Raw genomic sequence first — 14,752 nt, 5'->3', positions numbered from 1 at the left:
TTACAAATGGATATCATTCTAAAAACAGACATCAAAGGTCTTGGCTATAAAAATGACTTGGTAAGTGTAAAACCAGGTTATGGCAGAAACTACCTGATACCTCAGGGATTCGCTGTACTTGCTACAGATTCAAACAAAAAAATTCTTGCTGAAAACATCAAGCAAGCTGCTCACAAAGCAGAAAAAATCAAGACTGAAGCTGAAAACATTGCTGCAAAACTTGCTGAAGTAACTCTTGAAATCAAAGCTAAAATTGGCGATTCCGGAAAAATCTTCGGTAAAGTAACTACTCTCCAGATTTCAGACGCTTTGGCTTCACAGGGTTTCGACATTGATAGAAAGAAAATTTCTATCGGCGTACCAGTAGAAGGTGCCGGTGAATTTACAGCTGACGTTGATCTTCACAGAGAGGTGAAAACTAAAGTGAAATTTGTTGTAGTAGGAGAATAATCTTACTTCAAATTCAAAAAGATAAGGCTCGCATCACTGCGAGCCTTTCTTGTTTTTAAGCTAAAGCTTTCTCCAAGTCTTCCACAAGCTTCTTGGCTACAGCCTTTACATTTTTCTCACGCGCCTCCTTGAATGCTGCCAATGCTTGCCCAGCTTTAGCGATTACCCCTACAGGGTTTTGATCATTTTGGTAACTCACCCAGCACCAGCTTAATTCTGAAGCCAATTCTGTCAGTTTCAATTTCTCTAATTTTTCAATGACCTCTGCCACCAATTTTTCCATTTTATCCGCCTTCATAGCACTATCAAATTTTAGTTTAGTTTTCAAAATTTGAATCAAAACAAGATAAATATTTCCAAGTATGCAACATAAGTGATTTAAAATTAACAAAAACGAAATTTCAATCGATTTCGGAACGAAATTTTCCTTTCAAAAAATCCCATTTGAGTCAGAAAGTCAATTTTTCCCTGGCTGATTTGAATTAGTTTTTTTCTGGCTGAATTCAAGGAAATTACAATCAAGTAGAAAAAAACTTCAAAAGCCTGTTTGGAAAAAATAGACCAGAACTCTACCTTTGTGACACTTTAAAAGAAGCGGATGTGCTTCTTATCAATACTGATCCATGGTGTAACTGGCAACACGTCTGATTTTGGTTCAGAAGAGTCTAGGTTCGAGCCCTAGTGGATCAACTAAAGCTTCCAACTTGGAAGCTTTTTTTGTTTTCACCTATTCAAAATCCTCAATCTAAAGGCATTCATGGCATTTTTCCCCAAATGCTCAGTCAATCTAAAGTTGGCAATTGCCCCTACCGGTGCCCCGATAATCGGAACCAATTGTGCCAACTTGGCCAGATCAATGTAATCCCGATAATCCAGCTGAAAAGTCCTCCAATCAAATGAGTCCAGATTTTTAGGCAAAGTTTTGGAATAACTGTCCCAATTTTCCAAAAGTCCAATAAGCTCATTTCGCCTTATTTGCCCCGAGAAACTAAGCTGAAAAACATAAAGTAGAAACAATCGCTCGTGGTAATCCTTGGTATCAAACCCATAGAGAGCTGCAATATCAAAGAGCATTTTCATTTTGATCGTCAAAAAAGCTGGAAAATCGGCTAACCCAAGCAATAAACCTCCCGCTCCAGTCACTGCACCTTCAACAGATGCTGTGTTCCTATACCATTTGATGCGGTTTCTCACTTTCTGTTCTCGTTCTTTTAACAACAATCCGGATTCAGCTTTCGGAACGATCCAACTTGAACCAATAAGAACACCTTTCACCATATTTTCAATTGCAGAAGTGATCGCCTGGTGGATTTTCTCAGGGATCACCTTATTGACCTTAGATTGTAAACCTTGAGTTAGCCGGCCAAGGAGACTAACTGGCTTTTTCATCTCAAAAAGCCAAAGACCTAATTCAGCGTCCACATAATGCTGGTACGAATCCATTCCTTCTAGTGATATAGTGGATTAAACTTATTTTATGCCAATCAAGTTAGAATTCAATATAACCCAATCTTTACCAAACCAAACAGCTATGATCAAACCCTTTTTAGTGCTGATTTTGATTCTGAGCAGCCTTTTCTTTTTTCCAAAGGAAACTACGGTTCCTTCCGATCCCTTCTCAGAAATCACCCTTTGCCATGCTCCATCTGATGACATGGCACAGTTTGTCAATGCCCCTGGATTTGCGGCATTTCACCCATCCCCGGTTTCTTTTGATTTCGATGCCAAAGGCGAAATGGTAAGTTTTCCCACCGGTGATGGAATGCAAGCCAAAGGATATCTGCTAAAAGCTACTTCTCCTTCTGATCAATGGCTTTTTGTTTATCAGGAATGGTGGGGGCTCAACGATCACATCAAGCATCAGGCTGAAGTATTCTACGATGATCTGGGTGGAAAAGTCAATGTAATCGCCTTGGATATGTATGACGGTAAGGTCACCACAAATCCTCAGGAGGCGGGACAATTTATGCAATCTATGAAAGAGGATCGTCTTGAAAACATCGTAAAAGGAGCTAAAAGCATGGCTGGCCCAAAAGCTAAAATTGCCAATGTTGGTTGGTGCTTTGGAGGGAGCTGGTCATTGAAGTCAGCCCTCCTAAATGGCGATCAAAATATCGGTTCGGTAATCTATTATGGCATGCCTGTTCGTGACATTGAAAAGCTTAAGACTTTGAATTCTGATGTTTTGGGCCTTTTTGCCACAGAACAATACATTTCTGAAGCGATTATCAAGGAGTTTGCAGCTAATATGGAAACAGCAGGAAAGAAACTGACCTACAAAATTTTCCCTGCGGTCCACGGTTTCTCCAATCCCAGCAATCCAAAATACGATGAGGCCGCAAGCAAGGAAGCTTATGGCATGGCGATCGACTACCTAAAGGAGAAATTTAAAATCTAAGCAAAAAAAAAAGCTGCCCGAACTTTTATCTCGGGCAGCTTCCATTTTCAACAACAGGCTTTTTACTTATAAAGGCCGTTGAAAAGCATTTTGAATGTTCCATGGGATTGAGCGCGGAAAGTAATCTCGGGGCTAAAAGCGTAAAGCTTGCCTTTCCCAACCTGAGCTTCAAAGGCAGTCACTCCATTTTTCAGGTATTGTTGACCCCAAGCCCAACCGCTTTTCAATGGCGGTTCTGTGCCAAACCAAGCCAAGGGCTTTACCCCTTTCAGTGCCGCATCCGGAGATAATTTGAATACCGGGTTGTTGTTGAAAAGAACGTTAGCCGTCGCACCCATCCCATAGTTGGCAGTAGCAGAATTATCCACATGCATTTCCAGCACACTGCCCGGAATGTAGTATTTATCTCCAGTCAAACTTCTTTCTTTCCCCTCCACAATCTCGACCAAAGCATTGGAAACAGGAAGATTCAAATGGTTTGCCAAGGAAGTCGCTGCTCCCACGGTAATAATCTGCCCGCCATTTTCAAGGTAAGACTTCAACTGAGGAATGGACTTATCCACTGTCAGCCTTCCCAGCATGTTGTGATATTCAGCAGGAATGTCTTCTTTCTTAGGTTGACTTCCTCCACCGTATCCTCCACCGCCTCCTGGCATTCCAGGACCGATAAATAAAATCACATCGTATTTCGAGTTAAGATTTCCACCGTCGATTTCCTGAGCAAAAACCTGTTTGTAATCAAAGTGGAACTGCTCCATCATCCAACGAACCCAGCCTGACGGCATTGAACCTCCATACATATCAAACAATCCTATTCGGGAAGGCTTAACTTCCTTTGAACCGCTAGGTTGTCCTTGTACTCCTACAGGTTTAACACCATAGGACTTTGAAACTGTTTCAAGCGCTTTTTTTCCAGAGCCTGGGATGTAAAAAGAACCAGCAGGAAGACCATTGGAAGCTGTGGAAGTTCTATAGACTTTCACTTTAGCTTTTAACAAATCATTGACTGCAAGGAATGAATCATTCACTCTTGCATCCAGCAAATAGCCAGAGGCAGAAGGTACTGAAGCCGGTTCCGGAGCAAGGAGCTGACCATACGCAATTCTTTCGAATGGTCCCTCAAAACCTTCCATGATTCGGTCAGCCTGCACACCCATTTGGTAGGCCAAGGTCCAACCCGCCGCATCATAAGGGCGAATCGGAGGTCCTCCCGGATACAAGAAATCATTGGGATGATCCTGAGGCTCAAACATATCCAACACGTGCGGTCTGAATGCCTGAGCGGTTTTCACGATGTAAGAACCTTTGGGATAAGACTTCCCATTCACCATAAAGTCAGCTGTAGCCCTATGTACCACAACTCCAGATTTGATCAGAGCATTCAAAAACTTGATAGCCGTAGGGAAATCAGCTTGATCAGCAGGCAAAATATACCCACGAGGATCACGAAGGGATGGGTCTTTGTAAACGGAATCATAAAACTGAATCGGCAATCCTGACCTAAATCCAAAGTATGCAGCATCTTCATCATCAGCCTCTTTCTTTTTCTGAGCCGCATCGAATTCATCCTGAATAGCCTGAGCATACTTTGGGAATCGTGTCCAAGTATCGGTATTTCCTCTTTCGATGGAATTACGGCCCATTTTGTAAAAATTATACAACAATTCATCTCCATGTCTTACTGCATGGTTAAGAATCGCATAATTCAGAGAAACTGAATAGTCAATAGACCTGCGGAAAGGCCAAGGACCTGGAGTGACCGGAAATGGATTTCCATTGTTGGGAATAAGACGATCGGGAACCAATGGAATGGAGTAAGGCGATGGACTTCCCACGATTTCTGTCAAAATACCGATCATGTTGTGGTAATAAGGGGTAGTCCGAAGACCTCCGTTCCACCAAGTAGAAAATACCGAACCGTCTAGCCTGGTATATCCCGGTTTATCTTCCACATGTAATCTATTGATCATTGCAGCTCCTACAGCATCCAAACTGGTAATGATCAGCGGATCAAACACATGGTTGAATGGATCACGATAAGGTGGACCTGCCACCACCGTACCGGCAGGTCCGGCTTGGTGATGGTTGTAGACGATTTGGGGAAGCCACTCCACATATTGCTGAAGGGAAATATTGGATGACTCCGACATGTTGTTCATGTAAAAATCCCGGTTGTTGTCATGACCAACATACTTCTGGTAGAGCACAGGGATGTTCTGATTTCGCTTCGTTTTGTCAGGATTGCTCATGTACCAATCGGACATAATTTCCATTCCATCAGGATTAACATGAACTAGAAGGATGATTACCTCATCAAGAATCTTCAGGGTCTCTTCATCATTTCGCGAAGCCAATTGGTAAAGTGTCTCGATCACCTGCTGCGCTCCTACCACTTCGTTGGCATGCAGTCCTCCATCAATCCAGACAACAGGTTTACCTTCTTTGACAAGGGCTTTTGCTTCTGATTCTGATATCTCAGCTCTGCCCAGTTTTTGAGATATCTCCTTATATCGATCCAGTTGGGAAAAGTTCTTTGGCGCAGTGATAATCATCATGGGTTGAGACCTGCCAAATTCTGTTTTGCCGATCTCCACCAGCTTTACTCGATCACTTGCTTCATCGACTTTTTTGAAATAGGCCTCGGCTTGACTGAAATTTGCCAGCATGTATTCATCCCCAATGTCGAAACCAAAGTGGGATTTGGGAGTGGGAACAGTTTGGGCTTCAGAAAAAGAAACCCAAAAAACCAGGGCAATCAGAAATCCGGACTGCCTTAAAATAGAAAACTTCATAGGCTCAATAATATTTCTTTAAAAATAGCCGATTTACAATGCTTTCATCAACCAAAGATTGAACACTATGCGATTTTTACAGGAAAGGAAATTAGAATCATCAAAGCGGCCTATTCTATTTTGAAATCCTTATAAACTCGGAATACCTCGGATCATTTTGGTTCTGGGCAGACTGAAATCCAGCCCCGTTAAAAAGTCCCGGACGAAGTTCCCAATTTTGAAAATCAATTTTTAAAACTCCTATCGGATATGGAGAATTTACCATCAATCCAACCCTTCCTCCTTTTCCCTTTAAAACCAAGGATTCGGATTTTTGGAATTTATCCTGAACTACTAGGCTAAACCCGACTCCACTATCCCTGTTATTATCGATGTAATTTTTTGATGAAAGCTGATCTAGAATTAACTCCCCGTTACCTTCCAAATAAAGATCTGCTCCCAACATCGAGTTACACAAATCAATTGATTTTCCTGGAGACACGACTATCCGATAAGAAATGAAGAATTCTTCTTTACCGGCTTCTTTTGATTGGTATCCAAAAACTACCCCTTTTTTGTCTCTAACAATTGGATTTAATATCATCGGTACAACTGATTTGGTATTTACTAAAAGTGGCCTTTCTGAAAATTCAACCTCCGGCTCAAACCGATTTTCCAGATTGCTGTACCAACTGATCCTACCCCCTATGATCTGAACCCGTTTGGACGAGTCATTTGTCAATAGTTGCCTCAACCTCAAACCCTGCGGACGATAATCAATCCGCTCGGAATAGCAAGGAGAAAGGTCTTCCTTGATAAATTTTATGTGCTCAAATCTTGATTCAGTAGCAAGTGAAAATAAACCTACAAGAACTGAGTTTTGGGGGAATTCCTGCGAAAGGGTCAAAGGAAGGATCTTTACATCGCCTTGGTTTCCATTAAAATTTTCCGAAAGTTCAACTTGTTGCATTTTGGCTGATTCCGGATGAACCAGCCAAAGTTTATCGCCTTTTTTCCAAATTTGAGACCCCAAAGCATTAACCGAAATCGAATCGATGAATCCTGAATGTCGCCTAGTTGTCTCAGACCAAAGGGGCCTGGAAGTGCTCCGTATCATCCCATGGATTTCAACATTTTTGAGTATCAGATTGACATTGTAATCAATGTACATAAGGTGACCGGGAGCTTCATCACCAATCCCCCAACCCGCTTTGCAACTTTCCCGAAAATCCCCATCCAAGAGATCCTGTAACATGCTTTTTTCAACTTTGAATTGAACCAAAGCCAAGGAATCAGTCACGGGCTTGTCCAGCGTTAGCTCTGTATACGTAATTCTTCTGTCACCCCTTTTTAATCTGTTATCATTCAGAGAATTTTGTTCTGCAAATTGCTCCCAAGTCTTCCATTTTCTTTCTGTAGACTCAATTGTAAATATTTCACCTCTATATGAAACCTGATCTCCAGCTTGAATCGCCCAACCCCAAACTTCAAATCGGGTTTCTGAAATTTTCCCAATCAGTCCACTCTCTTTCAGATTTTGCAAATCATGTTTGATCAGGTCTCCCTGAGTTGGGATTTTATCAAAGATTCTAACTCTCCTTGAGGTGAATGATCTGCCCTCCAAATCATTTTCTCCGTTAGTGAGCCAAAAATCACCATTGGAATTCAACCCAATCCTTTTCCCTTGGATCTCAATAAAGGTAAACTCCGAACCTGTGCTTGTTCCACCGGTCCATTCCTGACAGGCCAAATGATACCAAGTAAATTCAGGGCTATCCACTTCAACCTCGGAATTTGATAGAAACCGCAGTCTGAGGTTTTTAAATTCATAAGCCTTTTGGGATTCGAGTTCCACAAAGCGACCCGGTGATTCCGGTGATTTGCCTATCCACTCAAGTCTCAGACCTCCACTTGTTCTGGCTTTCATATTATTTGGATCTCTGGCAAACCAGTCTCCTTCAAACCGATACGTGCAAAACTCTGTGACATCATATCCATCATGAATTCCACCTCCATTGCAGTAGCCTTGATTCGGCATGGAACAAGTAACTCCAGCTCTGGAAAATCCCAAGGCTTTGGTCATTTGATTCCTGATTCTGAATTGGTCAAAATTTGAAAATCGTTTTAGCCCATATTGGGAGCTTAGGATTGCCCCATCATAAAAAACCACACCGGTTGGGACGCCATATTGAACCACCTTTTGGGAGTAAGTCGGCGGTAGCAATTGCCAGTCAAAATCTATTTCGACACGGCCATTACCCGGCAATTCAAAAATCCTGAGATTCTCTCCAAAGGTCTCCTTAAAACTTTCAGGCATCCCTTCTCCTCTGCCATGCTCATCACCAGTAAAGGCATCCGATAACATTAAATGAATTGCCGGCCTTTCACCTTCTCCCGTCCACTTGAAATTCAGAGTGGAATCAGGCCCAACTGAAATCTTTGGAAAACCCAAACATCCATATACCTGACCAGATTTTGCAACCAAATTTGATTTCCTATTGACAGAAGAGCCCCAAGCCTCTATCGAAAACTTGTTGTCAAAAAAGAATGTCCCATCTTGATTGGTTGATTCTTTTGGCGATTCAATTGATCCACCGTTGTAACAAAAATCAACTATTAAATTTTTCCCGTCACGCACTTCAATTACCCTGGAATAAACCACGGCAATTGCTGAGGGGAAATAATTCCTACCCCTATGAGGGAATTCTTGTGAGCACTTATGAATTCTTGAAGGTTCAAGCCACTTTCCGACAAATTCCTGATCAAAAACTTCTTCATTTCCCAGATATGTAACCAAGGATGTTTTGTCATCCAATGTTTTATAATTCAGTTTACCCCAAAACGACCTGTAAAAAGAATTCCCCCCAAATTCCTCTAAAATATTGTAGTCATAAGTAGGATCAATATTCGCTTTTGAAGTTGCCTCCACTTCTTTTTTCTCTTCAATCGTTGGAGCCCCGTTACTACTTGGAGATATTGTAGTCAATGCTACAATCCCTGGTTCTGATAAGATTGAATCAGAGGTTTTATCAGAATTCTGATCAATTGGTCGCTCTAAGGAAACAAATTCCTTGTTATTGATTTTGAGCGAAGCAATTTGGATTGGGGTACCATCTGATGATTTTACCTCGATTGATAGGTGAATTGGTTTTTCCTGGCTCATAAAAAATCAGTTACGAGGTAAAAAACTACATAAGTTAAAGATACAAGATCGGGTAGCTAGCTCAACAAAAAAATGAATATTGTTTACTATCCACAAAAAAATCCACTTGCCAAAATATAATTCTGAATCGTACCAATCAGACAACCTGCCATCAGTCAAAAATCCTTACTTTTGCTTGTGATTCCTTACCATTCCTCTTCCTCCAAAAAAACTCAACATGTCTGAAGTAAAAATATTTGCAGGCACCAATAGTCTTCATTTGGCCGAGAAAATCGCCAAGAATTATGGGAAAAAGCTCGGAGACTTGACCATGTCCAAGTTTAGCGACGGGGAAATGTCGCCAAGCTTTGATGAGTCAATCCGTGGTTGTACCGTTTTCATTATCCAGAGTACAAATGCTCCCAGCGACAATATTTTGGAGCTTTGCCTGCTAATAGATGCAGCTAAGCGGGCGAGCGCATACAAGGTTTGCGCAGTCATCCCCTATTTCGGATATGCCCGCCAAGACAGAAAAGACCGTCCGAGAGTTTCTATCGCTGCCAAATTGATTGCCAATATGCTGACTTCGGCAGGAGCAGATCGAATCATGACCTGTGACCTTCATGCGGGACAGATTCAGGGATTTTTCGACATACCCTTGGATCATTTGAATGGATCAGCTATTTTTGCACCCTATTTGAGCACGCTTAGGCTTCCGGATATGATTTTTGCAGCTCCGGATGTAGGAGGTGTGGCAAGAGCCAGATCTTTCGCCAAGCATTTCGAAGTAGAAATGGTCGTCTGTGACAAGCACAGAAAAAGAGCCAATGAAATCGCTTCCATGCAAGTAATTGGGGAGGTTGAAGGAAAGGATGTGATTCTTGTGGATGATCTGGTAGACACTGCAGGTACGCTTTGCAAGGCCGCTCAGATAATCAAGGAGAAAGGAGCCAATTCGGTGAGGGCCATCGTAACACACGGTGTACTTTCCGGAAAAGCTTATGAAAACATAGAAAGTTCTGTTTTGGAAGAATTGGTCATCACTGATACTATTCCACTTAAACAGCATTCTTCAAAAATCAGAGTATTGACCGTTGCAGACCTCTTTGCCAAAGCAATTCATGCGGTAACAGGTCATACTTCGATCAGTTCACTATTCATTTGAAAAACCAATTTTAAATACAAATACTTATGAAAACACTAGAGATTATAGGGTTTAAAAGAGCAAATCTCGACAGTGCTGCTTTGAATGAAATCAGAGATTCCGGCAATGTTCCCTGCGTAGTTTATGGACCTGGAATTCCTGAACAAATTCATTTCTATTCTCCAGCTATCCTTTTCCGTGATTTGATTTACACTCCTGAAGTTCACTTGGTGGAACTGAATGTAGAGGGCACCATAATCAAAGCGGTATTGAAGGAAGCACAATATCATCCAGTAAGTGAGACTTTGCTTCATGCAGACTTCATGGCTTACACTGAAGACAAGGCTATCAAATTCGAAATTCCTGTGAAAATCGAAGGTAGTTCTCCAGGTGTAGCAAAGGGTGGTAAATTGGAGTTTAAAACCAGAAAACTCAAAGTAAGAGGTAAGGCTAAAAACCTTCCAGATTACATTGTAGCCGACGTTTCTTCTTTGGATTTGGGTAAATCTTTCAAAGTTGGTGATGTTAAGGCCGAGGGTTTCGAGATCCTTACAGCTCCAAACGTATCAATCGTGTCTGTTGGAATTCCAAGAGCGCTTAGAGGTAAAAAGGGAGAATAATTCAATCCAACCTGAACTTATAAATCCTGCTCGTTACCGGGCAGGATTTTTTTATTTTCGCAGCGCAAAGTTCACTGAACCATGAAATACCTCATCATCGGATTAGGCAATATCGGCCCTGAATACGAACTCACACGGCACAACATCGGCTTTCTAACCCTCGACCGACTGGTGGACAAGGAAGGAGGAAGCTGGAAAAGTGATCGATTGGCTTTCAAATCCGAGGTAAAATACAAAGGGAGGATGCTTCATCTGATCAAGCCAACCACTTACATGAACCTGAGCGGAAAAGCGGTCAACTATTGGATGAAAGAACTCAACATTTCTAAAGAAAACATTCTTGTGCTGGTAGATGATGTAGCCATTCCTTTTGGCAAGATTCGAATGCGCGCAAAAGGAAGTGCTGCCGGTCACAATGGGTTAAAAAATATCGAAGCTCTTTGCGGTGGTAAGGATTATCCCCGACTCCGAATGGGAATCGGTGACAACTTCCCAAAAGGAAGGCAAGTGGACTACGTTTTGGGGAGATTTTCTCAACAGGAGTTTGACGAACTCCCAAGCATGATGGACAAAGCAATTGAAATGATTTACGGCTTTTGCACCATCGGAATTGCACAAACGATGACCCAATTCAACGATTGATTTGAAGGGAGATTTGGATTTACCCAATTCTCCCTTTTTCTTTGCACCACTTCAGGAAACTGATTTATAAAGAAGAGGCGAGAGAATAGGCTCGATGACCCTCTGGCAACCATCCTTTAGTCTGGAAAGGTGCCAAGTCCTACCCTTAGCGGGAACTATAAATTGGCGTAATTTACTACTGCCCCACTTTCTGGTTCGGATTCTGCCTTTGGGAAATTCTTTTTCAGTCCCGAAGATTAAATCCTGTGTTCAAACCGACCAAACCATGAGTCATTTCGAAACCGATTCTATCCGAATTCAGCACCGCTCCGATCAGCGAGAGCACTCCTCTGCGGTTTATCTTACATCCAGCTTTACATTTGAGTCTGCCGAAGAGGCGCGGGCCATGTTTGCAGACGAAATCCAAGGCAATATTTACTCCCGTTATGCCAATCCAAACTCTTCTGATTTAATCGAAAAGGTCTGTCGAGCTGAAGGAACAGAGGACGGAATCGCGACTGCTTCAGGTATGGCAGCCATGTTTGGAAGCATTGCCTCTTTGCTACAGCAAGGGGACCACATTTTGGCATCCCGATCCTTGTTTGGTTCCACTCACCAGCTCCTGACTCGGGTTTTTCCAAAATGGGGAATCACATCCACCTATGGAGATATTTCCGATTGCCAAAACTGGGACAAACTCGTACAGCCCAATACCAAAATGCTTTTTCTGGAAACTCCCTCCAACCCAGGGCTCGAAATCATCGACTTGGAATGGGCTGGCAAGTTTGCCGCAGTACATAATCTGATCTTGGTGGTGGACAATTGCTTCGCTACACCTTACCTGCAACAGCCCGCCAAGTGGGGGGCACACATCGTCACCCACAGCGCCACCAAATACATCGATGGACAGGGGCGAGTTTTGGGAGGATTGATTTTGGGCAAAAAAGAACTGATCAAAGAAGTTCAATTTTTCACCCGACATACCGGCCCATCCATTTCCCCGTTCAATGCCTGGATATTATCAAAAAGCATGGAAACGCTGGCCGTTAGAATGGATCGCCATTGCGAAAATGCACTTAAAGTAGCTGCCTATTTTGAGGGAAATTCAGAGCTGGATGCCGTAAAATATCCTTTTCTGAAATCTCACCCGCAGCATGACTTGGCCCTGAAACAAATGAAAGCAGGTGGAGGAATCATTACCTTGACTCTTAAAGGTGGCGCAGCCAGAGCTCAGCGTTTCATCGACGAGCTCCAAATGATCTCAATCACCCCAAATCTGGGTGATACTCGCAGTATCGTCACTCATCCGGCCTCCACAACTCACAGTAAACTTTCTTCCGAAGAAAGGGCGCAAGTTGGGATCGTGGACGGACTTGTTCGGCTGTCCGTCGGACTGGAGCATTATGAGGACATCATCAAAGACGTGGAACATGCAATAGAAAAATCAAAATGAAAAAAGGCTCCGAAGAATTCCGGAGCCTTTTCAACTTCTACCAGGTTGTATGTTTGAGTTTGGGAAAAGCTCTTATAACATCACTCAAGCTTATTTGGCCAACTAAGTGTCCATTTTTCATTACCGGGAATCGACGGTGTTTGTGCTCCAAAAACTTCTGAGCTGCATCAAAAAGCGACATATCAGGGTCTATGGTCATGACATTAGGACTCATGTGCTCCTTGACTTTCGCAGGAAATCTCACTGTATTGGTGTATTTTCCTTTGATAATTTCTGCTAAACAGTCCCTTTCTGAAATCACCCCTACCAAGGCCCCGGACTCATCCAAAACCGGCGCACCAGAAATTTTTCGCTTGGTCAGTTCCTCCAAAACCTTATCAATTGAATCCTCAGGATGAAAAGTGACCAGATTGGTAGTCATATGATCTTTTACCAATATCTGCTGTATTGGGGCCTTTGGCTCCGCCACTCTCACCCCTTGAAAACTTTTTACCATAGCTTATTAAATTAGAAAGATTAATAAGATACTGATTTTCAAATAAAATGAAAATTAAAAAATGAATAATAAATGCAATTCAGATTATTATTTCTTCTTTGATAAAATCTTCAGGTGATTATTTGACTCGATTCCTCAAAATTACAAAGGGTTTCCAAGTGTCCGTAGGCGGCTTATACAACTGGTCAAATGCAAAGGTACCGATCAACAAATCCTGATCGCCGTCAAGATCCACATCACCTTGTGAAATCGTGAGCCAATGAAATCCCGGTGAATTTGCGAGAATGTGAGGTTCGAATTTACCGCTGCTCGATTGCCTGAAATAAATCAGATCCTGCTTGGGTTGCTGATTTTTGTCCGGGAAAAATGAAATGGAAACCAAATCCATGTCTCCGTCCAGATCAAAATCGCCAACTTCCAATCCACTTGCTCCATGCATCGGATAAAACCAACTTTCCTCAAACTCGCCCTCTCCGGTATTTTTGAAAATCCGAACTCCATGATAATATTTCAAAATCTGGGACTGATCGGCATTATCTCCATTGACTAAAATCAGATCAGGAAGCCCATCTCCAGTCATATCTTGATATCGAAAATCACTGGAACCAAACGCAGGATGAAAAGCCAACAAAACTCTTTCCTGGAACTTCCCTCCTCCTTCATTTTCAAAAAGAATCACGGATTCCTTTGCCTGAGTCATTAATGCCAGGATATCCTGATCCCCATCCTGGTCAAAGTCTATTGCAATCGTCCTACGAGCTCCGGGATCTTTTTTAAGAATCACTTCTTCAAAGGCCCCTGATTTGGATAGATACAGACTCAATTTCCCTACATGATTACCAAAATGGCTAATCAAATAATCCTCAGTTCCATCTCCATTCCATTCGGCAAATTCAACATGGGCAGGCCGAATGAGTTTTTCCTGAACTGAAAAATTCCAGTTGGTCTTGTCCGAGGTGGAATAGGTACTTAAGACACCCAACGAATCATTTGCCGGATCCATCAACCCCATGGACAACAAATCAAAGGATTCGTCCGACTTCCAGCGAATCTCTACGGGTGCCACAGGCGTTGAAATGGAGTCGATTTGGGAGAATTTCTTTTTGGAGTCAAGAACGTACAATGCTCGGAATCTGTGTCCTACCCAAAGATTGCCTGACTTTGGGTGAACCCTCAGCATCGTTGTAAGACTGGATCTTACGAAAGGAAATTCCGGAATTTCCAATTCAAACCCTGGAATTCCAACTTTAGGAGTTTCACTTTTTGCTTGAGGCAGGGGCTTTTCCGGTGCATTTTCCAAATAGTAAGTTTCAAGCTTTTGCCAGTTTTCACGGGAAATCAGCTGAGCCTTTGAATAAATCCCTGGAGGAACACCTTCGTCCTCCGGAAGAGCAGTACCAAAATCTTCCTCCAAATACAAACCCATTCGCTTTCGCATATCGGGAAGGACTTTAGTCTGCCAGGTCAGCTTATCCAAAATCTCCGGTTCCGGTTTCAGGTGACAGGCAGCACAATATCCATTTGCCAATTGCTCTCCACTCAGATCCAAATCTGATTGAGCCAACTGCTGCAAATTAGGGGGTGGCTGCTTCCGCTCCGAAATGGGCCCACAACTCCACAACAACAATCCTACTCCCAAAATGAACCAACGCATGCG

12 protein-coding genes, 1 tRNA gene and 1 riboswitch are annotated in these 14,752 nt (G+C 42.5%); of the genes, 7 read left to right on the top strand and 6 right to left on the bottom strand.

Annotated elements, in window-relative coordinates; translation table 11 throughout:
- The first annotated feature begins 6 nt into the window (after positions 1–6).
- Entirely contained in the window at positions 7–450 is a 444-nt protein-coding gene (gene rplI / locus D0X99_RS06110) for a 50S ribosomal protein L9 (RefSeq protein WP_119476752.1), read from the top strand.
- A gap of 55 nt (positions 451–505) precedes the next feature.
- Here rplI and D0X99_RS06105 read toward each other — a convergent pair whose 3' ends face one another.
- Positions 506–841 carry a hypothetical protein gene (locus D0X99_RS06105; RefSeq protein WP_317133426.1) on the bottom strand — a complete coding sequence of 112 codons (336 nt, stop codon included), beginning with the start codon at positions 839–841 and terminating at the stop codon, positions 506–508.
- A 226-nt stretch (positions 842–1,067) separates the two neighbouring features.
- Here D0X99_RS06105 and D0X99_RS06100 point away from each other — a divergent pair.
- A tRNA-Gln gene (locus D0X99_RS06100) sits at positions 1,068–1,140 on the top strand.
- A 33-nt stretch (positions 1,141–1,173) separates the two neighbouring features.
- On the opposite strand, the gene D0X99_RS06095 is transcribed toward D0X99_RS06100, so the two are convergent.
- Positions 1,174–1,893: an EcsC family protein gene (locus tag D0X99_RS06095; protein ID WP_119476750.1), complete on the bottom strand. Its 720-nt coding sequence runs from the start codon at positions 1,891–1,893 to the stop codon at positions 1,174–1,176.
- Between the two features lie 88 nt (positions 1,894–1,981).
- On the opposite strand from D0X99_RS06095, the gene D0X99_RS06090 reads away from it, so the two are divergent.
- Positions 1,982–2,848, top strand: coding sequence for a dienelactone hydrolase family protein (locus D0X99_RS06090; RefSeq protein WP_119476749.1), 867 nt, complete (start codon positions 1,982–1,984; stop codon positions 2,846–2,848).
- Positions 2,849–2,910: 62 nt separating this feature from the next.
- On the opposite strand, the gene D0X99_RS06085 is transcribed toward D0X99_RS06090, so the two are convergent.
- Positions 2,911–5,640, bottom strand: a complete 2,730-nt coding sequence (locus D0X99_RS06085; RefSeq protein ID WP_119476748.1) for a M14 family metallopeptidase — start codon at positions 5,638–5,640, stop codon at positions 2,911–2,913.
- A gap of 115 nt (positions 5,641–5,755) precedes the next feature.
- A complete protein-coding gene (locus tag D0X99_RS06080) occupies positions 5,756–8,782 on the bottom strand; it encodes a hypothetical protein (protein ID WP_119476747.1) in 3,027 nt (1,008 codons plus the stop codon).
- Between the two features lie 217 nt (positions 8,783–8,999).
- Here D0X99_RS06080 and D0X99_RS06075 point away from each other — a divergent pair, with 217 nt between their 5' ends.
- The 4 genes from D0X99_RS06075 to D0X99_RS06060 all read left to right on the top strand — a co-directional run bounded on the left by D0X99_RS06075 (position 9,000) and on the right by D0X99_RS06060 (position 12,599).
- A complete protein-coding gene (locus D0X99_RS06075; RefSeq protein ID WP_119476746.1) occupies positions 9,000–9,926 on the top strand; it encodes a ribose-phosphate pyrophosphokinase in 927 nt (308 codons plus the stop codon).
- A 26-nt stretch (positions 9,927–9,952) separates the two neighbouring features.
- A complete protein-coding gene (locus D0X99_RS06070) occupies positions 9,953–10,525 on the top strand; it encodes a 50S ribosomal protein L25/general stress protein Ctc (protein ID WP_119476745.1) in 573 nt (190 codons plus the stop codon).
- 81 nt (positions 10,526–10,606) lie between these two features.
- Positions 10,607–11,167, top strand: a complete 561-nt coding sequence (gene pth / locus D0X99_RS06065) for an aminoacyl-tRNA hydrolase (protein ID WP_119476744.1) — start codon at positions 10,607–10,609, stop codon at positions 11,165–11,167.
- Between the two features lie 61 nt (positions 11,168–11,228).
- Positions 11,229–11,331: riboswitch (SAM riboswitch) on the top strand.
- Between the two features lie 101 nt (positions 11,332–11,432).
- On the top strand, positions 11,433–12,599 hold the full coding sequence (locus tag D0X99_RS06060) for a trans-sulfuration enzyme family protein (protein WP_119476973.1): 1,167 nt from the start codon (positions 11,433–11,435) through the stop codon (positions 12,597–12,599).
- 37 nt (positions 12,600–12,636) lie between these two features.
- Here the strand turns inward: D0X99_RS06060 and D0X99_RS06055 are convergent, their stop codons facing one another.
- Both D0X99_RS06055 and D0X99_RS06050 read right to left on the bottom strand, forming a co-directional pair.
- The gene (locus D0X99_RS06055; protein WP_119476743.1) at positions 12,637–13,095 is read right to left on the bottom strand and encodes a CBS domain-containing protein; all 459 of its coding nucleotides are present in this window, start codon (positions 13,093–13,095) and stop codon (positions 12,637–12,639) included.
- A 118-nt stretch (positions 13,096–13,213) separates the two neighbouring features.
- Positions 13,214–14,749 (bottom strand): FG-GAP repeat domain-containing protein, encoded by a 1,536-nt coding sequence (locus D0X99_RS06050; protein WP_119476742.1) that lies wholly within the window; start codon positions 14,747–14,749, stop codon positions 13,214–13,216.
- Positions 14,750–14,752: the final 3 nt, after the last annotated feature.

It is taken from the genome of Algoriphagus lacus (assembly GCF_003583985.1).
Lineage (GTDB): Bacteria > Bacteroidota > Bacteroidia > Cytophagales > Cyclobacteriaceae > Algoriphagus > Algoriphagus lacus.
Note: the sequence above shows the minus strand (reverse complement) of the source record. Positions and strands in the feature narration are given on the sequence as shown.

Coding starts and splice junctions, on each gene's coding strand:
- D0X99_RS06095 (WP_119476750.1), bottom strand. CDS start 1,893: ATGGATTCGTACCAGCATTATGTGGACGCTGAATTAGGTCTTTGGCTT.
- D0X99_RS06070 (WP_119476745.1), top strand. CDS start 9,953: ATGAAAACACTAGAGATTATAGGGTTTAAAAGAGCAAATCTCGACAGT.
- D0X99_RS06075 (WP_119476746.1), top strand. CDS start 9,000: ATGTCTGAAGTAAAAATATTTGCAGGCACCAATAGTCTTCATTTGGCC.
- rplI (WP_119476752.1), top strand. CDS start 7: ATGGATATCATTCTAAAAACAGACATCAAAGGTCTTGGCTATAAAAAT.
- D0X99_RS06060 (WP_119476973.1), top strand. CDS start 11,433: ATGAGTCATTTCGAAACCGATTCTATCCGAATTCAGCACCGCTCCGAT.
- D0X99_RS06085 (WP_119476748.1), bottom strand. CDS start 5,640: ATGAAGTTTTCTATTTTAAGGCAGTCCGGATTTCTGATTGCCCTGGTT.
- pth (WP_119476744.1), top strand. CDS start 10,607: ATGAAATACCTCATCATCGGATTAGGCAATATCGGCCCTGAATACGAA.
- D0X99_RS06055 (WP_119476743.1), bottom strand. CDS start 13,095: ATGGTAAAAAGTTTTCAAGGGGTGAGAGTGGCGGAGCCAAAGGCCCCA.
- D0X99_RS06050 (WP_119476742.1), bottom strand. CDS start 14,749: ATGCGTTGGTTCATTTTGGGAGTAGGATTGTTGTTGTGGAGTTGTGGG.
- D0X99_RS06080 (WP_119476747.1), bottom strand. CDS start 8,782: ATGAGCCAGGAAAAACCAATTCACCTATCAATCGAGGTAAAATCATCA.
- D0X99_RS06090 (WP_119476749.1), top strand. CDS start 1,982: ATGATCAAACCCTTTTTAGTGCTGATTTTGATTCTGAGCAGCCTTTTC.